We start from the raw sequence: 22,388 nt of genomic DNA, 5'->3' as shown, positions 1-22,388 counted from the left end.
TTGAGCTCGTTGACTTGGGGCCATGAGAGCCATTCGACTTCATGAGTTCGGCCCCGCCGAGAACCTGGTCCTGGAGGAGCTCCCGGACCTCGAGCCCGGCCCCGGCCAGGTCCGGATCGCGGTCGCCGCGGCCGGAGTCCACCTGCTCGACACCACCCTGCGGCGCGGCGAGCCGGGACCGATGCCGGCGCCGGCGCTCCCGACCGTCCCCGGTCGCGAGGTGGCCGGTGTCGTCGACCGGGTCGGTCCCGGGGTGCCCGACGGCTGGCTCGGGGCGCGGGTGGTGGCGCACCTGGGGCCGGTGCCCGGTGGGTACGCCGAGCAGGCGGTCTGCGACGTCGAGCTGGTCTACGAGGTGGGCGACGGGATCGCCCTTCCCGACGCGATCGCCGCGGTCGGCACCGGCCGCACCGCGCTGGGCGTGCTCGAGCTGGAGCCGCCGACCGCGGACGACGTCGTCCTCATCCCGTCGGCAGCGGGTGGCCTCGGCTGGCTGCTGGCGCAGGCCGCCCTGGAGGTGGGCGCGACCGTGGTGGTCGCGGCCCGTGGGGAGGAGCGCACCTCCCGGCTCGCCGGTCTCGGCGCACACCTGGTCGTCGACTACGGGCGGGAGGGCTGGGGGCAGCAGGTCCGGGCGGCGTACGACGGCGTGACCCTGGTCTACGACGGCGTCGGCGGCGCCGTGGGACGCACGTCGCTGGAGCTGCTCCGCCCGGGCGGCCGGCTGGTGATGTTCGGGTACTCCTCGGGCACCCCGACCCAGCTCACGACCGCTGACCTCGTCGAGCGCGGGATCACCGCGGGCTGGTCGCTGGGCCCGCGGATGATGGCTCTGCCCGGTGGGATCCCGGGCCTCGCCTTCCGCGCGCTCGAGCGGGTGGCGGCCGGACGGTGGCGGCCGCTGGTGTCGACGTACCCGCTCGAGGAGGCGGCGCGTGCGCACGCGGACCTCGAGGGCAGGGTGGCGCTGGGCAAGGTGGTGCTGGAACCGGCGATGGAACCGGCGATGAATCCGGTGGCCGCTGTCGGTCCCCACCTGCAGACTCTCCCCCAGGAGACCCCATGACCGACCAGCTGACGACCCCCACGCCGGCGCCCGAGAGCCCGCAGCCCCCTGCGGTCCGTAAGCTGCCGCGCGCGCTCACGCCGTTCCGGCACGCGGCCTACCGCCGGCTCGGCGCGGCCCTGGTGCTGAGCACGTTCGCCGGCGGGGTGTGGGTGGTGGCGCTGGTCTGGGAGGTCATCCGGATCGGCGGCGGGGCGAGTCAGCTGTCCGTGGTGTCGACGGCGGGTGCCGTCGGCGTGCTGCTCCCGGCTCTGCTCGGCGGCGTCGTTGCCGACCGGGTCCCGCAGAAGCTGATCCTGCTCGCCGTCGCCGCGCTCGAGCTCACCGGGATGGCGGTCGTCGCCTTGCTGTCGTGGACCGACCAGACCGAGGTCTGGCACCTCGCGGTGGTCTCGTTCGCGACCGGCATGGGGCTGGCCTTCTACTACCCGGCCTACTCCGCCTGGCTGCCCGCGCTCGTGCCCGAAGAGGACCTGATGGCGGTCAACGGGTTCGAGGGCATGGTGCGGCCGACGGTCGGGCAGGCGTTGGGGCCCGGCCTCGCCGGCGTGGTGGTCGGTGGCGTGTCGACCTCGGCCGCGCTCGGACTGGCCGCCGGGTTCCACCTGGTCGGCCTGCTCGTGCTGGCGACTGTGCCGCTGACCGCCGTACGTCGCAAGGAGCCCGACGACGAAGCGGCCGACAGCCCGGCAGTGGCCACGGTGCTCTCCGACATGCGTGAGGGCTTCGTCTACATGGTCCGCACGCCCTGGCTGCTCGCCACGCTGCTGTTCGCCTCGATCATGATCCTGGCGATGATGGGTCCGTTCGAGGTGCTCATCCCGTTCCTGATCAAGGACACGCTCGGCGGTGGCCCGGGCGACCACGCGGTGGTGATGGCGGCGTTCGGCATCGGCGGCGCTGTCGGCTCGATGGTGATGGCGTCGATTCGGATGCCCCGGCGCTACCTGACCTGGATGAACCTCATGTGGGGCTTCGGGGCCCTGCCGTTCCTGGTGATGGGATTCGCCGGCGAGGTGTGGGTGGTCGCCGTCGCGGCCTTCGTGCTGGGTGCGTTCTTCTCGGCGCCGATGGTGATCTGGGGGACGCTGCTGCAGCGCCGGGTGCCTCCCCACCTGCTCGGCCGGGTGGCGTCGCTCGACTTCTTCGTCTCGGTCAGCCTGATGCCGATCTCGATGGCGCTGGCCGGGCCGGTGTCGGAGTGGATCGGCCTGCAGACGACGTTCGCGATCGCCGCGATCGTCCCCGGCATCGCCGCGGCGCTCGCGATCTGGCTGGCGAAGCTGCCGGCCGACGAGCTGGCCCACCCGCTGCGGGACGAGCCCGAGCCGGTGGAGCCCGCGCTCGCGGACTAGCCTCGCGAACTGGCTCAGTCCTGGAGCGCCGCCAGCACCTCGGCGTTGTGGCGGTAGCCGTGCAGCTCGTAGCCGAGCACGGTGACCCACGGCGCGAAGGAGAGGACCAGCAGGCTCCAGGTCACGTCGACCCCGTTGGCGGCCATCACGACCGGCACCGCCAGCGCGACGACCGTGCCGCCGATCAACAGCAGGTGGAACGGGTCGAGCGACCGGCTGACGACGGCGTAGAAGACGTAGAGCGCCAACAGGTAGAGACCGAGCGGTACGGCGACGGTGAGCACCGTCTGCACGAGGCTCAGGTGGGAGTGGTCTTCGAGGTAGTACGCCGCGGCGTGCAGGCCGGCGCCCACCGCGACGATCGCGCCGAGCAGCGGCATGTGCCCGTAGCCCCAGCCGAAGGAGCGGTCGCGCCGCGCGTGCAGGATCTCGCCGTGGGGGATCGAGAAGTAGGTCCACCACATCCCGAAGGTCACCGCCGTGCCGGCCGCGGCGAGCAGTGCCACGTCGAGCGTCAGCCCGTCCTCGGACAGCGCGGTCAGGCTCGCCATCGTGCCGATCAACCCCTCGCCGAGGGCGATGATGACCATCAGGCCGTAGCGCTCGGCGATGTGGTGGGCGTGCCACGGCGTGCCGCCGTGTCGGCGCTCGGCGACGACCGGCCCGCTGACCTCGATCAGCAGCGGGATCAGCAGGAGGACGAACGTCGTCCTCACCGGGAGGTCGGCGACCGCCAGCGCGCACCACAGCACCTGGGAGAGGACGATGCTGAGTGCGTAGGTGCCGTGCGCGGTGCGGCGGCCGGTGTCCTGGCGGGTGGCGCGCCACCACTGGAAGAGCATCGCGACCCGCATGACGACGTAGCCCCAGACCATCACGTCGTTGTCGAGGGTGTCGCCGTCGTGGATCGACTTGAACATCGCCGGGAGGCCGAGGGCGAGGACGAGCACGCCGACCATCTGCAGCATCGTGGTGAGCCGGTAGAGCCAGTCGTCGGTGTCGTAGGCCGACGCGAACCAGGTGAAGTTGATCCATGCCCAGGAGATGCCGAACGTCGCGAACGCGAAGCCGATGATCCCGTCCACGACGTGGTCCTCGACGAGCGCGTGGGAGAGCTCGTAGGCCGCGGTCCCGAACGCGACGACGAAGGTCAGGTCGAAGAGCAGCTCGAGCGTGGTCGCGGCCCGGTGCTCCTCGTGGGGATCACGCCCCAGCATCGGCCGGGTCCGGTGGCGGAGGGTGGTGTCGGGCATGGCCCGCAGTCTAGGGACGGTACGACGTGCGCCTGCCGAGCAGCGCGAGCAGCCGTCGCGCCGGGCCGGCGCCGGCGGGCACCGGGACCGGCGGACCGAACTCCCCCTGGTGCTCGAGCGCCAGCGCGAGGGCGGTCGGCAGGAGGGCTTCGGCGAGCTCCTCGGGGATGGCGAGGCCAGCGCCCGTCGTACGGCTCACGTCCCAGCCGTGCACGGCGATCTCGACCGCGGCCAGCCGCGAGATCGTGCCGACCGGCATCGGCCGCCCGCCGACCTCGACCACTGGCGTGGTCGCCGCCGACCAGGCGCCCAGCAGACCGCACGCCTTCGCGCGGAGCGCGGCGAGGCGCTCGTCGAGCGGGGACGGGGCGGCGCTGTGGAGGTCGATGGTGCCGGCGGCTCCCTCGGCGAAGGCGTCGAGCGAGTCCTCCATGTGGGCGAGCAGGTCGCCGAGGCGCCACCGGTCGCACGGCGTGGGGAGGCAGAGGTGGCCGGGTGAGACCGTGGCCAGCGTGCTCCGGGTGTAGCCGAGCGCACGCTCCAGCAGCTCGACCCCCGGGTCCGGCGCGGTGTTCGGGGGACCGGGGAGGGCGGTCATCGGTTCAGCCCGTGGAGGCGGGCCGGTAGTCGGCCGGGAGCCGGTCGGGCAGGCCGAACCGCGCGAAGTGCTCCGCGCCGAAGAACGCCGTGACGTGCCGGACCTTCGTGCCGTCCAGGTCGAGGACCTGCATGTGGAACGGCTCGAAGTGGCCGTCGGGCTGGCGCATGTAGAGGCCGAACGCCGGCTGCCCGTTGGCGACCGTGCGCAGCATCGGCATGTCGTGGACGCCGCCGGGGCACTTCGTGCTGATGAGCTCGCCGATGTTCTCCGCACCGCGGTAGTGGTTGAGGAACGGCGGCATGTCCCAGGTCGCGTCGTACTGCAGCAGCTGGACGATCCGGTCGACGTCCTTCGCCCAGAACGCCTCGAGGTAGGCGTCGAGCATGCGCTGCTGCCCCTCGTCGAGCTCCTGCTCCACCGTGTCGGGAGTCAGGCCGCGCTCGGCCATCTGGGCGTGCGCGCGCTGGAGCGCGGAGTTGACCGCGGCGGTCGTGGTGTCGAGCGCGGTCGCGGTCTCGGCAGCCGACCAGCGCAGCACGTCGCGGAGGATGAGGACGGCGCGCTGCCGGGCGGGGAGGTGCTGCAGCGCCGCGACGAACGCCAGCCGGATGGTGTCGCGCTCGGCCACCTCGACCGCGGTGTCGGGGATCGGCTCGAGCCATGGGATCTCGGCGTCCTGCTCCAGCGCGTCGCCGGCGAGGGAGTCGGCGGTGCCGAGGCCGGTAGGGAGCGGTCGGCGCGGGCGCCCCTCGAGGTTGGTGAGGCAGACGTTGGTCGCGATCTTGTAGAGCCAGGTGCGGACGGAGCTGCGGCCCTGGAAGCTCGCGGACGCCTTCCACGCGCGCAGGAACGTCTCCTGGACGAGATCCTCCGCCTCGTGGACGGACCCGCTCATCCGGTAGCAGTGCGCCATCAGCTCGCGCTGGTAGCGGCCCGTCAACGCGTCGAAGTCCGCGAGCTCGTCGTTGCCCGCTGTCAGGTCGGTCAGCTGCCCGGTCACCATCGTTCCCATCGCCCTACCCCCGGATGTTGTGAGTCTGCCTGATGGGTGGACCCGGGCCAACCGGAAAACTCATCGGTGGTGGGGGGAGGATTCCCGGCCGGCCGCAGCTGTAACTACGTGTTATGGCTACTACCCGGGTGGTCGACCACCGTGGTAGTGGCCATAACACGTAGTTACAGGAGCGCTGCGCGCGCGAGCTCGAGCGCCCGTTCGGCGGCCGGTACGGCGCGAGCCCGGTCGGCCGGGACCAGCCCGACCCGCGTCCGGCGGTCGAGGAGGTCGGCGACGTCGGCGGCGCCCTCGTGGGTGACGCCGAAGACGAGCTCGGCGAGCGTGACCGGGATCGACGTGTCGATCGGTGCGAGCAGCTCGTCGTCGGCGAGGCCGGTGACCGCGCGGACGGAGTCGAGGACGAGCCCGGCGTCGGCGCCGAAGCGGCGTACCAACCGGGCGTGTCCGGGTGTCTCGGCGCGCTCGACCAGCTCGGCCAGCTCGGGGCGCGGCGCGGCGCCGGCGAGCGGCAGGGTCGCGGTGACGCACCGTCCGGCGCTCAGTCCGGCGTGCGCGACCGCGGCGTCGACGGCGTCCTCGGCCATCCGGCGGTACGTCGTCAGCTTCCCGCCCACGATCGTGACCACCCCGGCGGGGCTGGTGAGGACGGCGTGCTTGCGGGAGAGGTCCGCTGTCTCCGCGCTGTCGGGGCCGCCGGGGCCGCCGGTGTCGAGCAGGGGTCGGAGGCCGGCGTACGCCCCGACCACGTCGCTGCGTCGCAGCGGCCGGGAGAAGGACGCCGACACCACGTCGAGCAGGAAGCCGATCTCGACCTCGGTCGGCTCGGCGACGTCGGGCACCGGGCCGTCGGTCGGCTCGTCGGTGAGGCCGACGTAGATCTGGCCGTCCGGCTGCGGCAGCACGAGGACGTAGCGGTTGCGCTCGCCCGGGATCGGCGCGAAGACCGCGACGTTGAGCCCGGGCAGGGTCTCGCCGCGCAGGACCAGGTGGGTGCCGCGCGAGGGCCGGAGCCGGATGTCGTCGACCACGTCACCGGCCCAGACGCCGGCCGCGTTGATGACGGTGCGGGTGCGGACGGTCGCGGTCGCCCCGGTGAGCTCGTCGCGCAGCGTCACCTCGGTGCCGGTGGCAGCGACCACCCGGGCGTGGGTGTGCACGGCGGCACCGCGGTCGGCGGCGGTGCGGGCGATGGTGGTGACCAGGCGGGCGTCGTCCTCGAGCTGGCCGTCCCAGCCGAGCACGGCGCCGCGCAGCCCGTCGTGCCGCAGCGCCGGCGCGACCCGTCGGGTCTCGGCGGCGGTCAGCCGCCGCGGCTTCGGCAGCGTGTCGGCGCTGGTGCCCGCGGCCCGCCGCAGCAGGTCGCCGCCGAGCAGCCCCGCGCGGGTCAGGGCGCCCATCGGCCGGCTCACCCCGGGGGCGAGCGGGACGATCGTCGGGAGCGGGCGGGTGAGGTGCGGGGCGGTGGTCTCCATCAGGATGCCGCGCTCGACGGCGCTCTCGTGGGCGATGCCGACGTGGCCGCTGGCCAGGTAGCGCAGGCCGCCGTGCACGAGCTTGGAGGAGAACCGGGAGGTGCCCCAGGCGAGGTCGAAGGCGTCGACCGCGAGGACGCTGAGGCCACGGCTGGCGGCATCGAGGGCGACGCCGGCGCCGGTCACGCCAAGGCCGACCACGACGACGTCGACGGACTCGGGGACACCGGTGAGACCGGGGGTGATGCGGCGCTGGGTCATGGGAGGAGGGTCCTTTCGATGAGCACCCGCAGCTCGTCGTCGAGCTCTTCGGGAGTGACGTGGTCGTCGGCCATCGTGTGCGCCGAGAGGACGAAGCCGTGGGCCGCGAGCACCACGGCCCGGGCGAGCGCGACCGGGTTGCCGGCGCGGACGGAGCGGGCCGCCTGGCCGGCCTCGATCACCGCCGACAGCAGGCCGAGGATCAGCTCCTGCGAGCGGCCGCGGCGGGCGAGGAGGTAGGGCAGGATCAGCTCGGGGTCGAGCTCGACGATCCGCACGAAGAGCTCGTTGTCGCGCAGGACCGTCACCGCGCGGAGCACGCCGTCGGCGATCTGGTCGGGCGTGGGGCCGGTCTTCTCGTCGTACCCCATCGTCGGCTGGGTCGACGCCACCAGCTCGCCCCACTCGCGCGTCATCAGGTCGCCGAGCAGCTCCTGCATGTCCGACCAGGTGCGGTAGATCGTCATCCGCGAGACGCCGGCCCGGCGGGCCACCTCGGTCAGGGTCGTCCGCCGCCAGCCGACGTCGAGGATGCAGGCCCGCGCGGCGTCGAGGTACGCATCGCGCGGTTCGGGGTTGTGACGATGTGACGACATATGTCACACTGTAACACATGACCCAGCCCAGCCACGACCAGCTCCAGCCCGAGATGCCGCCGACGCGGTGGGGCGACCCGACGCACGCCGGGCCACTACCCGACGGCGTCCGCGACCTGGTGGGCCTGGTCCTCCCGCTGTCCGACACCCCGGCCGCGGCGGAGGTCGCCGTGCCGGCGCCGCACCTCCCGGCGGGGCTGATCGACGGCCTGCGCGCGGTCGTCGGTGAGGACGCGGTGGTGCTCGACGACGACCTCCGGCGCCGGCGGACCCGCGGCAAGTCGACGCCCGACCTGCTCCGCCAGCGCGCCGGCGACCTGAGCGACGCCCCCGACGTCGTCGTACGGCCCGGCAGCCACGAGGACGTGCAGGCGCTGCTCGCCTACGCGCAGGAGCACCGGATCGCGGTCGTCCCGTTCGGCGGGGGTACGGCGGTGACCGGTGGCCTGGCTCCCGACCGCGAGGGCTTCGCCGGCGTGGTCTCGCTGGACCTCGGCCGGATGCGCAGCCTGGTCGCGCTCGACCCGGTCTCCTCGACGGCCACGCTCGGCCCGGGCCTGCGCGGCCCCGAGGCCGAGGCGCTCCTGGCCGAGCACGGGCTGATGCTCGGCCACTACCCGCAGAGCTTCGAGTTCGCGTCCATCGGCGGCTTCGCGGCGACGCGGTCGAGCGGCCAGTCGAGCGCGGGCTACGGCCGCTTCGACGCCATGGTCGTCGGGCTGCGGGTCGCGACGCCGAGCGGCGAGGTCCGGCTCGGCGGCACCGCTCCGTCGAACGCGTGCGGCCCCGACCTGCGCGAGCTCTTCCTCGGCTCGGAGGGCGCGTTCGGCGTGATCACCGAGGTCACCGTCCGGGTGCGGCCGCTGCCGGAGGTCAAGGAGTACGAGGGCTGGCAGTGGCCGTCCTTCGCCGCCGGCGCCGACGCGATGCGGGCGCTCGCCCAAGGAGACCTGCTCCCGACCGTCCTCCGGCTCTCCGACGAGAACGAGACCGCCATCAACCTGGCGCGCCCTGACGCGATCGGCGGCGCGGCCGCGTCCGATCAGGGGGCGGGCGGATGCCTGATGATCGTGGGGTACGAGGGCACGCCCTCGGCAGTCGCGGCGAAGAAGGCCGCGGTCACCGATGCACTCACCCGACTCGGCGGCTCCCCCCTCGGCGCCGAGCCGGGTGAGGCGTGGGCGGCGGGCCGCTACAACGCGCCGTACCTCCGCGACTCGCTGCTCGACGTCGGCGTCCTCGTCGAGACCCTCGAGACGGTGACCTTCTGGTCGAACCGCGAGCGCCTCTACACCGCGGTGAAGGCCGCGCTCGAGGGGGCGCTGGGCGAGGGCACGATGGTGCTCTGTCACATCTCGCACGTCTACGCCACCGGGTGCTCGCTCTACTTCACGGTCGCGACGGCCGGCGGCGAGCAGCCGCTCGAGCGGTGGCTGAAGGCCAAGGCCGCCGCCAACGACGCGATCGTCGCCAGCGGTGCGTCGATCACCCACCACCACGCGGTCGGCACCGACCACCGTGGTTGGCTGACGCCGGAGATCGGGGACGTCGGCGTCGCCGTGCTCCGGGCCGTCAAGCGGGAGCTGGACCCGGTCGGGATCCTGAACCCCGGGGTGCTCATCCCATGAGCCGGTCGTTCACCTTCCTGGTCAACCCCAACTCCGGCGGGGGCGCGGCTCCCCGGGTCGTGGTCCCGCTGGCGCGGCGGCTCCGCGAGGCCGGAGCCGCGGTCGAGGTCAGCTACACGTCGTCGCCGGCCGTGGTGCCGGACCTCGTCAAGGCTGCGGTCGCGGACGGCCGGGTCGTGGTCTCCGTCGGGGGCGACGGGATGTTGTCGTCGGTCGCCGGTGCTGTCGTCGACGCCGGCGGCGAGCTCGCGGTGATCCCGGCCGGCCGGGGCAACGACTTCGCTCGCATGCTCGAGGTGCCGACGTCCGAGGCCGCCCAGGTCGAGCTGCTGCTCGGCGGCGCGCCGACGCCCGTCGACCTGCTGTCGGTCGTCCTGCCCGGCCGGCCGAGCGTGATGGTCGCCGGTTCGGTCTACGCGGGCGTGGACGCACGTGCGGGGGAGATCGTGGACCGGTCGCACTGGCTTCCGGGGAGGCTGCAGTACCCGGTCGCCGCGGTCCGCGCCCTCGCCACCTATCGTCCGGTCGCGCTGACGGTCGAGGTGGACGGTCGCCGGTCCGAGCACCGCGCCGCCAACGTCGTGGTCGCGAACTCGCGCTACTACGGCAAGGGCATGGCCATCGCGCCCGAGGCGTCCGTCGACGACGGCGAGCTCGACGTGATCGTCATCGAGGCCGCGGGCCGGCTCGACCTGATCCGCTCGCTCCCCAAGGTGTACGACGGCGCGCACGTCGCGCTCGACGAGGTCAAGGTCCTCCGCGGCTCGCGGGTGACCGTGTCGGGCAGCTACGCCAGGAGCCGGGCCGTCGTGCCGATCGGCGCCGACGGCGAGCGGCTGGGCGATCTCCCGGCGACCGGCGCCGACCCCCTGGTCGTCGAGGTCCGGCCCGGCGCGGTCAAGATCCTGCGCTGACGACGGGGCGCCCCGTCGGCAAGACTGACCGCGTGCGGGTCGAGGTCGAGAGCGTCGAACGGTTGCTCTTCGACGACGGGTCGCCGGTCCGGGCTGCGTCCGCGGTGGCGCCGCTGGGCGACGGGTTCCTGGTGGTGCAGGACGACGCCACCCACGCCGCGTGGCTCCGCGCCGGGTCCGCCACCGCCGTACGCCTTGTCCCGCCGGTCGACGGTCGCGAGCTGTTCGACGAGGCGTCGGGGACCAAGCACCTCAAGCCCGACCTCGAGGCGGCCTGCGAGATCGAGGTCGACGGGGCGTCGGCCGTCCTGGTGCTGGGCTCGGGGTCGTCGCCGGCGCGGATGCGAGGGGTCCTCGTTGAGCTGGTGGAAGGGCGGCCGCAGGTCGCGGTGGCCGACCTGGCGCCGCTCTACGCCGTGGTGGCGGAGGCGCTGGAGGTGTCACCGGACGTGCTCAACCTGGAGGGCGCCTGCCGGGTGGGGGACGTGCTGCGGTGGTACCACCGCGGCCTCCCGTCCGCCGGAGTGCCCTCCGGGAGCGTCGACCTGGACCCGGCAGCGGCCGCGGCCGTCGTGCTCGGGCGGGTCGCGCCGGGTGCGCTGACCGTGTCCAACCCCGTGAGCTACGACCTGGGGGAGGTGCACGGCGTCGGGCTCGCGGTCACCGACGCCGTCACCCTGCCCGACGGGTCGTCGATCCTGAGCGCCGCCGCCGAGGACACCCCGAACGTCCGGGACGACGGGCCGGTCGTCGCGTCCGCGCTGGTGCGGCTCGACGACCGGGTCGTCGCGGACGTCGGCCCGTTGCCGCTCGTCGACGGGCGGGTCAGCAAGGTCGAGGGCCTCATGCTGCTCGAGGCCGATCACGAGCACGCCCGCCTGCTGGCTGTCGTCGACGTCGACGACCCGGACGTGGCGTCAATCGCCCTGCGACTGCGCGTGGGGCTCTGACGCCGCGAACGACCAGACCAGCAGCTCGGTGGGCACTCCGGCAGTGACGTCGCGCGCGGGCTCGTCCACGAAGCAGAACGCATCGCCGGCGCTGAGCGGCTGGGCGAGCGAGGAGCGCAGCAGCGCGCCGGAGGCGACGTACGCGTGGACCCGGTAGGCGGCCGGCAGGGTCAGCGTCTCGTTGGCGGCCAGCCGGGCGACGGCGTACGACGCCCCGGCCACCCCGATCGGCAGGTCGGTTCCGTCGCCGGCGACCGGGACGAGACCGGCGCCGGGTCGGGCAGCGCCTGTCGACCCGCGTCGGTAGGACGGCGACATGCCGGGCTCGTCCGGCCGCAGCCACACCTGGACGAACCGCGTAGGACCGGTGCCTGCGGCGACCTCGCTGTGGCGGACACCCGCGCCCGCCGACAGCACCGCCAGCTCGCCCGCGCCCAGCTCGGCGGCGGTGCCGAGCGAGTCGGTGTGGACCAGCGCGCCCGACTGCACGAAGGTGACGATCTCGAGGTCGGCGTGGGGGTGCTCGTCGAAGCCGCGGCCGGAGCCGAGAAGGTGGTCGTCGTGACACACCATCGGACCGAACGAGAGCCAGTCGGGGTCGTAGTGCGCACCGAACGAGAGCCCGTGCTGGGTACGACGTCCCGGCTCACGCTCGACGAACCGGCTCGAACTCCTGCGGATGTCCACGCTCACACTGCACGATTGTGCCCGTGACGCCGCCGTCGCGGGATTCCCGCCTGCCCATGCTGCCGGCTGACTTCCGCTTCGGCACTGCGACGTCGGCGTACCAGATCGAGGGCGCGGTGACCGAGGACGGCCGCGGACGCAGCGTCTGGGACACGTTCTGCGCGGAGCCGGGGCGGATCGCCGACGGCAGCAGCGGTGCGGTCGCGGCCGACCACTACCACCGCGCCGACGAGGACCTGCGCCTGTTGAAGCGGCTGGGCGCGGGCGGCTACCGGTTCTCGGTCGCCTGGCCGCGCGTGCAGCCGAGCGGCAGCGGTCCGGTCAACCACCGGGGGCTCGACTTCTACGACCGCCTCGTCGACGACGTCCTCGGCGCAGGTGTGCAGCCGATGGTGACCCTCTTCCACTGGGACCTGCCGCAGGCGCTCGAGGACGACGGCGGCTGGCTCAACCGGGCGACGGTCGAGCGGTTCGCGGAGTACGCCGCCGTCGTCGGAGAGCGGCTCGCCGACCGCGTCGAGCACTGGATCCCGATCGCCTCGCCGAACGTCCTCACCATGCGCGGATACGGGAACGGCAGCTACGCGCCCGGCAAGGCATTGATGTTCGAGGCGCTCCCGGTGGCACACCACCTGCTGGTCGCGCACGGACGGGCGGCGATCGCACTGCGCGCGGCGGGCGCGACCAGCGTCGGTTGCGCCAACAACCACGCGCCGGTCTGGCCCGCGTCCGACGACGACGCCGACGTGGGCGCGTCCAAGCTGTTCGACGCCCTGTGGAACGGGATGTACCTCGAGCCGATGCTCCTCGGGCGCTACCCGATGGACCTCGCGCCGCTCCTCGAGTACATGGTCCAGGACGGCGACATGGCGACGATCCGGCAGCCGTTGGACTTCTACGGCGTCAACTACTACAGCCCTCTCCGCGTCGGGGCCGCTCCGGAGGACAGCGAGTCGCCGTTCGACCTCCGCGAGGTCATGGGCTACCCGACGACCGACCTGGACTGGCCGGTCGTGCCGGACGCGCTCCGTGAGTGGCTGATCATGTTCCGCGCGCGGCTGCGCGCCGCCGTACCTCCGATCTACATCACCGAGTCCGGCTGCGCCTACCGCGGGGAGCCCGACGAGAACGGCGTCGTCGACGACCAGGCGCAGATCGACTACCACGCTGCGCACCTGACGGCGGTCGCCGAGGCGGTGCGGCGGGGCGTCGACGTGCGCGGGTACTACGCGTGGTCGCTGCTCGACAACTTCGAGTGGGCCGCAGGCCTCAGTGCCCGGTTCGGCCTCGTGCACGTCGACTACGAGACGCAGGTGCGGACGCCGAAGCGGTCGTTCCAGTGGTACGCCGACCTGGCCGCTGCCATCCGGGCCGGGAACGACTGACTCCCGCTCAGGCCAGGGCTTTCGAGATCCGGCGCACGATCTCGGTCAGCCGCTCGGGGCTGGTCGCGATGTTGAGCCGCACGTGCCCGGGCAGCCCCGGGTGGTAGTCGTGGCCGGGGGAGAGCCGCACCCGGCCCCGCTCGAGCGCCACCGCGGCGGGGTCGTCGTGGCCGTAGCTGCGGAGGTCGAGCCAGGCGAGGTAGGTCGCCTCCAGCGGCCGCATCCGCGCCTCCGACAGGTGCTCGGCGAGGAGGTCGACGAGCAGGTCGCGCTGGGCGGACAGCCGGGCGCGGAGGGCGTCCAGCCAGTCGTCGCACTCGGTGTAGGCGGCCACGCTGGCGACGACGCCGAGCGGTGACCAGGAGTCGTTGCGCGCCATCGGCACCGCGCGGATCCGCTCGCGCGTTGCCGGGTCCGGCGCGACGATCTGCGCGCACTTCAGGCCCTGGGTGTTGAACGCCTTCGACGCCGCGACCACGGCGACCGCGTGGTCGGCGGTGCCGTCGAGCGACAGGTAGGACACATGGGGCGGAGAGCCCTCGAGGACCAGCGGCGCGTGGATCTCGTCGGAGACGACGCGCGCCCCGTGGCGACGTACGACGTCGCGGATGCCCTCCAGCTCGGCGCGGGTGAAGACCCGCCCCCAGGGGTTGTGCGGCTGGGTGAGCAGCAGGGTGCGGGCGCCGTCGGCGAACAGGCGGTCGAGCGCGTCGAGGTCGATCTCGGCCCGCTCCGCGTCGGGGTCGACGACGAGGTCGACCCGCTGCCGGCCGGTGATCTCGGCGATCGAGAGCTGCGGCGGGTAGCCGGGCAGCGGCATGACGACCGGCCCCGGCTCGGAGAGCACGTCGAGCGCGAGCCGGACGCCGGCGGTGACGTCGGCGGTGGGTACGACGTCGCCGGGGTCGACCTCGTGGCCGAACTGTCGGCGCGCGAACCCGGCGTACGCCTCGCCGAGCGGCCCGCCGACCTCGAAGTCGGGGTAGCCGGTCAGACCGCGCGCGACCGCGTCCGCGAGCGCGGCGGCGATCGGAGGCGCCCAGGCGTAGTCGCTCTCCGCCACCCACGCCGGGAGGACGTCGTCCTCGACCAGCCCCCACTTGCAGGGCAAGGCGTAGCGGAGCTCGTCGTCGGTGCGGTCAACGATCACACCCGCGAGCCTACGGGCGACGCGTGAGGGGAGACCGACGCGTCATCGGAGGGCGGCGTCGACGATGTGGTGGAGCTCGTCCATCGTGTCGCGGAGGGGCGCGATCGACTGCTCCGCCTGGCAGAGCGCCACGGCGCCCTCGATCGCCGCGACGAGGAACATCGCCAGCCGCGGCGCCCGAGCGGGGTCGATGCCGGAGTCGGTGAATACGCCGGCGAGCGAGGACTGCCAGGACTCGAGGACCTCGGTGGCGATGGCCCGCAGCTCGGGCTCGTCGCCGGTGGCGACGGCGAAGACGGGGCAGCCCGTGCGGAAGTCGCTGTCCTCGAGCATCGCCCGCCACTCGTCGCCGAACGCGTCGAGCGCCGCGACCGGGCCGCGCTCGCGGCCGACCTCGATCCGGCGGGTGACGGCGGCGCCGACCGTGCGGATCGCCTCCTCGATGAGCTGCTGCCGGCCGCCGGGGAAGTGGTGGTAGGTCGAGCCGATCGGGACCCCCGCCTCCTTGGCGAGGTCGCGCAGGCTCAGTCCGCCGACGCCGCGGGTGCCGACCATCAGCGCCGCGCCGTAGATCATCCGGCTCCGGGTGTCGCGTGCCACACCACACATCCTATTGCCTCGTCTATGACAACCGCCATAGACTCTCGCCATGAACTATGACACCCGTCATAACCCGAGGCAAGCGGTGACGGCCGACGACGGTCGCACCCTGCCGATCACTACCTTCGAGCCGGCCTCCGAGACCCGGGGAGTCGTGCTCGTCGTACCCGCCATGGCGACGCCGTCGTCCTACTACGCCCCGCTCGCCACCCACCTCGCCGCTCGCGGCTGGCGGACGGTGACCTTCGACTACCGGGGCATGGGGAGCCGGGCCGAGATGAAGGCCGAGCCGGCCGACGTCGACCGCTGGTTCGCCGACGTACGCACGATCCTCGACGCGGTCGCCGACGACGCCGACGGCCTTCCGGTCACCTGGATCGGGCACAGCCTCGGCGGCCAGATGGTCCCGTTCGTCGACCACACCCGGCTGGCGTCCGTGATCACGGTGTCCGCCGGCGACGGGTACTGGCGCCGCAACCAGCCCGGCGTGCGCTGGATCGCCCCGTTCCTCTGGCGCGTGGTCGCGCCGCTCGCGATCCGCGTCGCCGGCTACTACCCCGGCGACCGGCTGAACATGGTCGGCGACCTGCCGGCCGGTGCGATGCGGCAGTGGGGCCGGTGGTGCCTGCACCCGGAGTATCTCCAGGCCGACCACCCCGAGGCACCCGAGCTCTTCGCGGAGGTCAAGGCGCCGATGATGTCGCTGTCCTTCACCGACGACGAGCTGATGAGCGCCGACAGCATCCGCCACCTCCACGACTGGTACTCCAACGCCGCCCTCGTCCGCCAGCGCTTCAGCCCCGACCAGCTCGACGGCCGCCGACTCGGCCACCACGGCTTCTTCCGGTCCGCCAACGCCGACCTCTGGGAGGAGCTCCTCGAGCCCTGGCTGGCGTCCTGAGGCGTTGAATCCGGACCACGCGGGGCGATTCAACGAGGGGGTCAGAGGGCGGCGGCGACCTCGGTGCCCTGCTTGATCGCGCGCTTGGCGTCGAGCTCGGCGGCCACGTCGGCGCCGCCGATGACGGTCCGGCCGGGAGCGACGAGGTCCCGCACGGACTCCTGGCCGGCGCACAGCACCACGTGGTCGACCTCGACCACCTCGGGAACGCCGTCGACGGTGAGGTGGAGGCGGACCCGGTCGCCGGAGGCGGTCGGCTCGATCAGGTCGTACGACGCACCGCGGATCTGGCGCACCTCGGACTGCTTCAGCACGGCCCGGTGAGCCCAGCCCGAGGTCTTGCCGAGGCCGATGCCGATCGGGGTGGCCTTGCGCTGCACGAGGGTGACCTCGCGCTGAGGCGCGCGGGGCTTGGGCTCGGTGAGCCCGCCGCGGTGCAGGCTCGGGTCGCCCACGCCCCAGTGCGCCATCCACTCGTCCGGCGTCTCGCCGGGGTCGTGGGTCAGCCACACCGACATGTCGACCCCGATCCCGCCGGCGCCGATCACCGCCACCTGGCGGCCCGGGACGACAGCGCCGGACAGCACCTCGTCGTACCTCAGCACGCGCGGGTGGTCGACGCCCGGGATCGACGGGATCCGCGGGGTGACGCCGGTCGCCACGACGACGTCGTCGTACGACGAGAGCAGGGCCTCGGTCGCCTCGGTGCCCAACCGCACGTCGACGCCGAGCACCTCGAGCCGGCGCCGGTAATAGCGAAGCGTGTCGCGGAAGTCCTCCTTGCCGGGGACCTGCATCGCGAGCTTGAACTGCCCACCGATGTCGTCGGACTTCTCGAAGAGCGTGACGGCGAGCCCACGCTCCGCGGCCGAGACCGCGGCGGCCAGCCCGGCGGGCCCGGCCCCGACGACGGCGACCGACTTCTTCACCCGCGTCGGCCGGAGCACCAGCGTCGTCTCGTGGCAGGCACGCGGGTTCACCAGGCAGGAGGCGGATCGGTTCTTGAACACGTGGTCGAGGCACGCCTGGTTGCAGGCGATGCAGGTGTTGATCTCGTCGGCGCGACCCTCCGCGGCCTTGTTGACGAAGTGGGCGTCGGCCAGCAGTGGCCGGGCCATCGAGACCAGGTCGGCCTTGCCGGACGCGAGGATCTCCTCGGCGGCCTCGGGGGTGTTGATCCGGTTGGACGCGCAGACCGGCACGCTGACCTCGGCCTTGAGCCGGGCGGTGTGGTCGACCCACGCGTTCCGCGGGACCTGCGTGATGATCGTCGGCACCCGCGCCTCGTGCCAGCCGATGCCGGTGTTGAGCACGGTGACGCCGGCGTCCTCGAGCAGGTGCGCGAGCTCGACGACCTCCTCCCAGGTCTGGCCGTCCTCGACCAGGTCGAGGAGCGAGATCCGGTAGACGATCGGGAAGTCGCCCCCGACGAGCTCACGGGTACGCCGCACGATCTCGACCGGGAACCGCATCCGCTTCTCCGCCGTACCACCCCATGCGTCGGTGCGGTCGTTGGTGCGCGCGGCGAGGAACTGGTTGACGAGGTAGCCCTCGGACCCCATGATCTCGACCGCGTCGTAGCCCGCCTTCTCCGCGAGAGCGACCGCGCGGGCGAAGTCGGAGACCGTCTGGTCGACGCCCTTGGTGGAAAGCGCGCTCGGCCGGAATGGCGTGATCGGCGACTTCTTGCTCGACGCGCTCACGCTGAACGGGTGGTAGCCGTAGCGGCCGGCGTGCAGCACCTGCATCGCGATCGCGCCGCCCTCGGCGTGCACCGCACCGGTGACCTCGCGGTGCCGCATCGCCTGCAGCCGGCTGGTCATGTCGGACGCGAGCGGCTTGAGCCAGCCGCGCTTGTTGGGGGAGTAGCCGCCGGTGATGATCAGGCCGACGCCGCCGCGGGCGCGCTCGGCGAAGTAGGCACCCAGCTTGGGCAGGTTGAGCGCACTGTCCTCGAGCCCGGTGTGCATCGAGCCCATCACCACGCGGTTGCGCAGGGTCAGCCGGCCGAGCGAGAGCGGCTCGAGGAGGTGGGGGTACGGCGCGGTCGGGGTGCTCACTGGTGTGCCTCCAGGTATTCGGTGAGCCACGCGATCCACGTCTCCTCCATGAGGATGCCGCCGCGCAGCACGAGGTACTGGTCGAGCTCGAGCCCGGCCAGGCTGGTCGGTTCGGGGTAGTCCCGCTTCATCAGCTGCCGGTAGTGCTCGAGCCGGGCGTGGTGGTCCACGAGGCGCGCGCGTACGACGTCCAGCACCGCCGCCCGGTCCCCGAACGAAGCGCCGCGCAGCTTGACCGCGAGGTCGCTGCGCAGCGGGGAGTCGGGCGTCGGCTCGGCCAGCCAGTCCGCGAGCGCGGTCTCGCCCAGGGCGGTGACGTCGTACACCTTCTTGTCCGGTCGGCCCTGCTGGGCGACGGTCTCGACGCGGACCCACCCGTCGGCCTCCATCCGGCCCAGCACGCGGTAGATCTGTTGGTGCGTCGCGCTCCAGAAGAACCCGATCGAGCGGGAGAAGCGCTGGGCGAGCTCCAGGCCCGACGCAGGCTGCTCGCGCAGTGCGACGAGGAGGGCGTGCTCGAGGGCCATGACCGCAGTGTGCCGCACCTATGCAACGAGTTGCAAACTATCTCGTCCATCGGTCTGCCGCCCGCAGCCGCAGGCCCTACGATCGCGGCATGCGCCTGCTCCGTAGCCACCGCACGTTCGCTGCTCTCGCTGCCACCGGCCTCGTCCTGGCCGCTGTCGGGTGCGCGCCCGAGGAGGAGGCGGAGGACAAGACCGGAGAGGTCGCCGAGGCGGACGAGTGCGCGACCGAGGACCTCCCGGTGATGAAGGAGGGGGTGCTCACCATCGGCACCGACTCCCCGGCCTACGAGCCGTGGTTCTCCGACAACGACCCCAGCAACGGCAAGGGCTTCGAGTCTGCCGTCGCCTACGCGGTGGCCGAGGAGCTCGGTTTCTCCGAGGACCAGGTGACGTGGGTCAAGGTCGGCTTCAACAGCCTCTTCAAGCCGGGTGACAAGGAGTTCGACTTCGACATCAACCAGATCTCCATCACGCCGGAGCGCGACAAGGAGGTCGACTTCTCGGAGGGCTACTACTCCGCCGCGCAGGCCGTGATCGCGCTCGAAGGCAGCCCGGCCGCCGACGCCACCAGTCTCGACGACCTCAAGGGCCTGAAGCTCGGCGCGCAGACCGGCACCACCTCGCTCACCGCGATCCGAGAGGTCATCCAGCCCGACGAGGATCCTGCCGTGCTCGACGACACCAACGTCGCGAAGCAGCAGCTCCAGAACGGCCAGGTCGACGCGATCGTCGCCGACCTCCCGACCGCGTTCTACATCAGCGCCGTCGAGATCCCCGACTCCACGCTGGTCGGCCAGTTCCAGGTCGAGGGCGGCGAGACCGAGGAGTTCGGTCTGCTCTTCGAGCAGGGCAGCGAGCTGCTCCCGTGCGTCAACCGGGCGCTCGCGAACCTCGAGGAGGACGGCACCCTCGACGACCTCGAGCAGCAGTGGCTGTCCGACGTCGTGAGCGTGCCCGAGCTGCAGTGAGCGCCGACGAGGCGCCGGCCCGGGGCTGGACGCCCAGTCCCCGCGAGCTCGAGCGCCGGAGCGCCCGCGCCCGGCAGACCCGCCGCCGGGTCGCGGCGGCATCGGTCGCGACGGTGGCCGTGGTCGGCGGGCTGGCGGCCGTCGTACTCCTGTCGCCGGGCTGGCCCCGCGTCCGGGAGTCGTTCTTCGACGGCTTCCACGCCCGGGAGTCGCTGCCGGCGATCGTCGACGGCTTCTGGATCAACGTGAAGATGTTCCTGATCGCCGAGCCGCTGATCCTGGTGCTGGGCCTCGCGATCGCGCTGGTGCGGAGCTCGCGGTCGCCGTGGCTGGTGCCGTTGCGCGGCATCGGGGTCGTCTACACCGACGTGGTGCGCGGCGTGCCCACGCTGCTGCTGGTGTTCCTCTTCGCGTTCGGCATGCCGGCGCTGGACCTGCAGGGCATCCCCTCCAGCAGCTTCTTCTGGGCGACCGTCGCGCTCGTGGTCTCCTACTCGGCCTATGTCGCCGAGGTCTTCCGGGCTGGCATCGACTCGGTGCACCCCTCGCAGTGGCTCAGCTCCCAGGCGCTCGCGCTCTCCCGCGGCCAGACGCTGCGCCACGTCGTGGTGCCGCAGGCCGTGCGGCGCGTCGTACCCCCGCTCCTCAACGACTTCGTCTCGCTGCAGAAGGACACCGCCCTGGTCGCCTCCGTGTCGATCTTCGACGCGCTCTTCACCGCGCGCGACTACGCCAACTACAACTTCAACTACACGCCGTACGTGGTCGTCGCCTGCTTCTTCGTCGCGATGACGGTGCCGCTGGCGCGGCTGTGCGACTGGCTGGCGGCGCGGATCGCGCGGCGCGAGCGGGCAGGTGTGCTGTGACGGCGGCGGCGCCGGTCATCGAGGCGCGCAATGTGCGCAAGACGTACGGCGACCGGGTGGTGCTCGACGACGTCGCCCTGGCGGTCCACGCTGGTGACGTCGTCTGCCTGATCGGCGCCTCCGGGTCGGGGAAGTCCACCCTCCTGCGCTGTCTCGACCTGCTCGAGGACATCGACGACGGCGTGATCGAGCTGAACGGCCGCGAGGTGTCGGACCCGCTCGTCGACCCGCGGGAGGTCCGGCGGTCGATCGGGATGGTCTTCCAGGCCTACAACCTCTTCCCGCACCTGTCCGTCCTCGACAACTGCACACTGGCGCCCCGGAAGGTGCACGGCCGGTCCAGGGCCGAGGCGGAGGCCGGGGCGCGCGAGCTGCTGGTCCGGTTCGGCCTCGGCGACCGCGTCGACCAGCACCCCGACCGGCTGTCCGGCGGCCAGCAGCAGCGGGTGGCCCTGGTGCGGGCGCTGTGCACCGGTCCGCGGCTGCTGCTGCTCGACGAGATCACTGCCGCCCTCGATCCCGAGCTCGTCGGCGAGGTGCTCGACATCGTGCGCGACCTGGCCCGTGCCGGCACGACGATGGTGCTCGCGACCCACGAGATGGTCTTCGCGCGCGACGTCGCCACCCGGGTGTGCTTCCTCGACGGCGGGCGGATCCTGGAGTCTGGCCCTCCGGAGCAGGTGCTGGTCACCCCCGAGCAGCCGCGCACCCGTGAGTTCCTGCGGCGGGTGCTCCCGCGATGAGCACCGGCATCGAGGCAGCCCACGGGCAGGCGGCGTACGACGTCCGCCTCGACTGGGGTCCGAGCGGTGGCGCCGCGGTGGCCCGCGGGGCCGACGTCGCGGTGGTCGTCGACGTGCTGTCCTTCACCACGTCCCTGGGGATCGCCGTCGCGCGCGGGACCCGGGTCCACCCGTTCCGCTGGAAGGACGATCGCGCGGCCGCGTTCGCGGCGGAGCGCGACGCGGTGCTGGCCGTCGGCCGGTTCGAGGCGGCCGGCCTGGACGACCCGCCCCCCAGCCTGTCGCCGGCCCACCTGCTGGCGTCGGAACCGGTCGAGCGGCTGGTGCTCCCGTCACCCAACGGCTCGACGATCTGCGCCGCCCTCGACGGGGTGACGGTGGTCGGCGCGTCGCTGCGCAACCGCGGGGCCGTCGCGGCGTGGCTCGCGCCGAGACTGGCCGACGGTGCCGTGGTGGCGTTCGTCCCCGCCGGTGAGCGGTGGCCCGACGGCTCGCTCCGCCCCGGTCTCGAGGACCTGTGGGGCGCCGGCGCCGTCCTCCGGGCGCTCGACCTGTCGGCTCGCCGGATGAGCCCGGAGGCGCAGCACGCCGCGACGTCGTACGACGTCGTCGCCGGCCACCTGCCCGCAGCGCTCGCGGAGTGCGCCAGTGGTCGCGAGCTCGCGGCGGTCGGCTACGGCGCCGATGTCGAGGCGGCAGCCGCGGTCGATGCCGACGGGGCTGCCGGGGCTGGCGGGGTGGTGCCGGTGCTCACCGACGACGGGTTCGTCGCCGGCTGACGCTCACCGCTTGCCGAAGACCTGGGTCCAGTAGGGGGTGCCGTCCTCGGCGAGGGCGTAGCCGACGCCGATGTGCCGGAACGCGCAGTCGACGATGTTCGCCTTGTGGCTCGGGCTGTTCATCCACGCCACGACCGCCCCGCGCGGGGTGCCGACGTTGTTGAGGATGTTCTCGCCGTACTTGAGCCAGCGGTAGCCGGCGTTGTCCAGCCGGGTGGCAAGGGGGGCCTCCCCAGGCAGCTGATGGTCCAGCTGGCCGTCGTCGTCCCAGCTCGCCATCAACCGGGTGTGCTTCTGCGCGACGCGGTTGAGCACGCGGACCGAGCGGACCTTGCGGCAGCCGTGGGCCACGCGCCGCTTGTTCGTGAGGATCACGACCTTCTCCTTGCGCGTCGCTGCGGCGGCCCGCTCGGTCTGGTCGACCCCGACCGTCAGGCGGTCGGTCGGCACGGGGGCGGCGGTCGACGACGGGGCGAGGAGCAGGCCGAGGAGGAGTGCCGTCAGCAGCCCCATTGTCATGCGCATGACAAGAGAGTCTGGAGTAAAGGTAACGATTTGTCTGGCAGACGATCAGATGGGTTGAGCACCACCGACCCCGTACGCTCGGCTCC

22 protein-coding genes are annotated in these 22,388 nt (G+C 72.8%); 11 read left to right on the top strand and 11 right to left on the bottom strand.

The window, feature by feature from the left end:
* Window positions 1-22: 22 nt before the first annotated feature.
* Together F0U47_RS11110 and F0U47_RS11105 are read left to right on the top strand one after the other, a co-directional pair.
* Window positions 23-1,066: a zinc-binding dehydrogenase gene (locus tag F0U47_RS11110; protein ID WP_149750439.1), complete on the top strand. Its 1,044-nt coding sequence runs from the start codon at window positions 23-25 to the stop codon at window positions 1,064-1,066.
* Window positions 1,063-2,421 carry an MFS transporter gene (locus tag F0U47_RS11105; RefSeq protein WP_149750438.1) on the top strand — a complete coding sequence of 453 codons (1,359 nt, stop codon included), beginning with the start codon at window positions 1,063-1,065 and terminating at the stop codon, window positions 2,419-2,421. The genes F0U47_RS11110 and F0U47_RS11105 overlap by 4 nt, the downstream gene beginning before the upstream one ends.
* Window positions 2,422-2,435: 14 nt before the next feature.
* Here F0U47_RS11105 and F0U47_RS11100 read toward each other — a convergent pair whose 3' ends face one another.
* The 5 genes from F0U47_RS11100 to F0U47_RS11080 all read right to left on the bottom strand — a co-directional run bounded on the left by F0U47_RS11100 (window position 2,436) and on the right by F0U47_RS11080 (window position 7,619).
* The gene (locus F0U47_RS11100) at window positions 2,436-3,674 is read right to left on the bottom strand and encodes a low temperature requirement protein A (protein WP_223162722.1); all 1,239 of its coding nucleotides are present in this window, start codon (window positions 3,672-3,674) and stop codon (window positions 2,436-2,438) included.
* Window positions 3,675-3,684: 10 nt separating this feature from the next.
* Window positions 3,685-4,272, bottom strand: coding sequence for a TIGR03086 family metal-binding protein (locus F0U47_RS11095; RefSeq protein WP_149750437.1), 588 nt, complete (start codon window positions 4,270-4,272; stop codon window positions 3,685-3,687).
* Window positions 4,273-4,276: 4 nt separating this feature from the next.
* Window positions 4,277-5,287 carry a sigma-70 family RNA polymerase sigma factor gene (locus F0U47_RS11090; RefSeq protein WP_223162721.1) on the bottom strand — a complete coding sequence of 337 codons (1,011 nt, stop codon included), beginning with the start codon at window positions 5,285-5,287 and terminating at the stop codon, window positions 4,277-4,279.
* 164 nt (window positions 5,288-5,451) lie between these two features.
* Window positions 5,452-7,023 (bottom strand): glycerol-3-phosphate dehydrogenase/oxidase, encoded by a 1,572-nt coding sequence (locus F0U47_RS11085; protein WP_149750436.1) that lies wholly within the window; start codon window positions 7,021-7,023, stop codon window positions 5,452-5,454.
* Entirely contained in the window at window positions 7,020-7,619 is a 600-nt protein-coding gene (locus tag F0U47_RS11080; RefSeq protein ID WP_149750435.1) for a TetR/AcrR family transcriptional regulator, read from the bottom strand. The genes F0U47_RS11085 and F0U47_RS11080 overlap by 4 nt, the downstream gene beginning before the upstream one ends.
* A gap of 17 nt (window positions 7,620-7,636) precedes the next feature.
* Between F0U47_RS11080 and F0U47_RS11075 the strand changes: the two genes are divergently transcribed.
* Genes F0U47_RS11075 through F0U47_RS11065 form a run of 3 tightly spaced genes read left to right on the top strand, consistent with a single transcriptional unit; the run spans window position 7,637 to window position 11,111 of the window.
* Window positions 7,637-9,247, top strand: coding sequence for an FAD-binding oxidoreductase (locus F0U47_RS11075; RefSeq protein ID WP_246159563.1), 1,611 nt, complete (start codon window positions 7,637-7,639; stop codon window positions 9,245-9,247).
* Window positions 9,244-10,161, top strand: coding sequence for a diacylglycerol/lipid kinase family protein (locus F0U47_RS11070; RefSeq protein WP_149750434.1), 918 nt, complete (start codon window positions 9,244-9,246; stop codon window positions 10,159-10,161). Before F0U47_RS11075 ends, F0U47_RS11070 begins: the two co-directional genes overlap by 4 nt.
* Window positions 10,162-10,193: 32 nt before the next feature.
* On the top strand, window positions 10,194-11,111 hold the full coding sequence (locus F0U47_RS11065; protein ID WP_149750433.1) for a DUF6910 family protein: 918 nt from the start codon (window positions 10,194-10,196) through the stop codon (window positions 11,109-11,111).
* On the opposite strand, the gene F0U47_RS11060 is transcribed toward F0U47_RS11065, so the two are convergent.
* A complete protein-coding gene (locus tag F0U47_RS11060) occupies window positions 11,079-11,798 on the bottom strand; it encodes a pirin family protein (protein WP_188111280.1) in 720 nt (239 codons plus the stop codon). The two genes, F0U47_RS11065 and F0U47_RS11060, sit on opposite strands and share 33 nt — an antisense overlap.
* A gap of 23 nt (window positions 11,799-11,821) precedes the next feature.
* Between F0U47_RS11060 and F0U47_RS11055 the strand changes: the two genes are divergently transcribed.
* Complete coding sequence (locus tag F0U47_RS11055; protein WP_246159562.1) at window positions 11,822-13,183, top strand: GH1 family beta-glucosidase; 1,362 nt, start codon at window positions 11,822-11,824, stop codon at window positions 13,181-13,183.
* A 7-nt stretch (window positions 13,184-13,190) separates the two neighbouring features.
* Here the strand turns inward: F0U47_RS11055 and F0U47_RS11050 are convergent, their stop codons facing one another.
* Both F0U47_RS11050 and F0U47_RS11045 read right to left on the bottom strand, forming a co-directional pair.
* Window positions 13,191-14,333 (bottom strand): MalY/PatB family protein, encoded by a 1,143-nt coding sequence (locus F0U47_RS11050; protein ID WP_149750431.1) that lies wholly within the window; start codon window positions 14,331-14,333, stop codon window positions 13,191-13,193.
* Window positions 14,334-14,375: 42 nt separating this feature from the next.
* Window positions 14,376-14,933, bottom strand: a complete 558-nt coding sequence (locus F0U47_RS11045; protein WP_188111279.1) for a TetR/AcrR family transcriptional regulator — start codon at window positions 14,931-14,933, stop codon at window positions 14,376-14,378.
* Between the two features lie 49 nt (window positions 14,934-14,982).
* Here F0U47_RS11045 and F0U47_RS11040 point away from each other — a divergent pair, with 49 nt between their 5' ends.
* Complete coding sequence (locus F0U47_RS11040; RefSeq protein WP_149750429.1) at window positions 14,983-15,834, top strand: alpha/beta hydrolase family protein; 852 nt, start codon at window positions 14,983-14,985, stop codon at window positions 15,832-15,834.
* A gap of 41 nt (window positions 15,835-15,875) precedes the next feature.
* On the opposite strand, the gene F0U47_RS11035 is transcribed toward F0U47_RS11040, so the two are convergent.
* Window positions 15,876-17,894 (bottom strand): NADPH-dependent 2,4-dienoyl-CoA reductase, encoded by a 2,019-nt coding sequence (locus F0U47_RS11035; RefSeq protein ID WP_246159561.1) that lies wholly within the window; start codon window positions 17,892-17,894, stop codon window positions 15,876-15,878.
* Complete coding sequence (locus F0U47_RS11030) at window positions 17,891-18,421, bottom strand: PadR family transcriptional regulator (RefSeq protein ID WP_149750428.1); 531 nt, start codon at window positions 18,419-18,421, stop codon at window positions 17,891-17,893. Before F0U47_RS11030 ends, F0U47_RS11035 begins: the two co-directional genes overlap by 4 nt.
* An 89-nt stretch (window positions 18,422-18,510) precedes the next feature.
* Here F0U47_RS11030 and F0U47_RS11025 point away from each other — a divergent pair, with 89 nt between their 5' ends.
* From F0U47_RS11025 to F0U47_RS11010, 4 genes are read left to right on the top strand one after another with little or no spacing between them, the layout of a single operon-like run.
* Window positions 18,511-19,389, top strand: coding sequence for an ABC transporter substrate-binding protein (locus tag F0U47_RS11025; protein ID WP_149750427.1), 879 nt, complete (start codon window positions 18,511-18,513; stop codon window positions 19,387-19,389).
* Window positions 19,386-20,255 (top strand): amino acid ABC transporter permease, encoded by an 870-nt coding sequence (locus tag F0U47_RS11020; protein WP_149750426.1) that lies wholly within the window; start codon window positions 19,386-19,388, stop codon window positions 20,253-20,255. Before F0U47_RS11025 ends, F0U47_RS11020 begins: the two co-directional genes overlap by 4 nt.
* Window positions 20,252-20,998, top strand: a complete 747-nt coding sequence (locus F0U47_RS11015; RefSeq protein WP_149750425.1) for an amino acid ABC transporter ATP-binding protein — start codon at window positions 20,252-20,254, stop codon at window positions 20,996-20,998. Before F0U47_RS11020 ends, F0U47_RS11015 begins: the two co-directional genes overlap by 4 nt.
* Complete coding sequence (locus tag F0U47_RS11010; protein WP_149750424.1) at window positions 20,995-21,777, top strand: 2-phosphosulfolactate phosphatase; 783 nt, start codon at window positions 20,995-20,997, stop codon at window positions 21,775-21,777. Before F0U47_RS11015 ends, F0U47_RS11010 begins: the two co-directional genes overlap by 4 nt.
* A gap of 3 nt (window positions 21,778-21,780) precedes the next feature.
* On the opposite strand, the gene F0U47_RS11005 is transcribed toward F0U47_RS11010, so the two are convergent.
* Complete coding sequence (locus tag F0U47_RS11005) at window positions 21,781-22,302, bottom strand: CAP domain-containing protein (RefSeq protein WP_149750423.1); 522 nt, start codon at window positions 22,300-22,302, stop codon at window positions 21,781-21,783.
* Window positions 22,303-22,388 lie beyond the last annotated feature (86 nt).

Origin of the sequence: Nocardioides antri (assembly GCF_008373765.1) — a bacterium.
GTDB classification, from domain to species: Bacteria; Actinomycetota; Actinomycetes; order Propionibacteriales; family Nocardioidaceae; genus Nocardioides; species Nocardioides antri.
The sequence above is the reverse complement of the archived record's forward strand: the minus strand, read 5'-3'. Positions and strand labels throughout refer to the sequence as shown.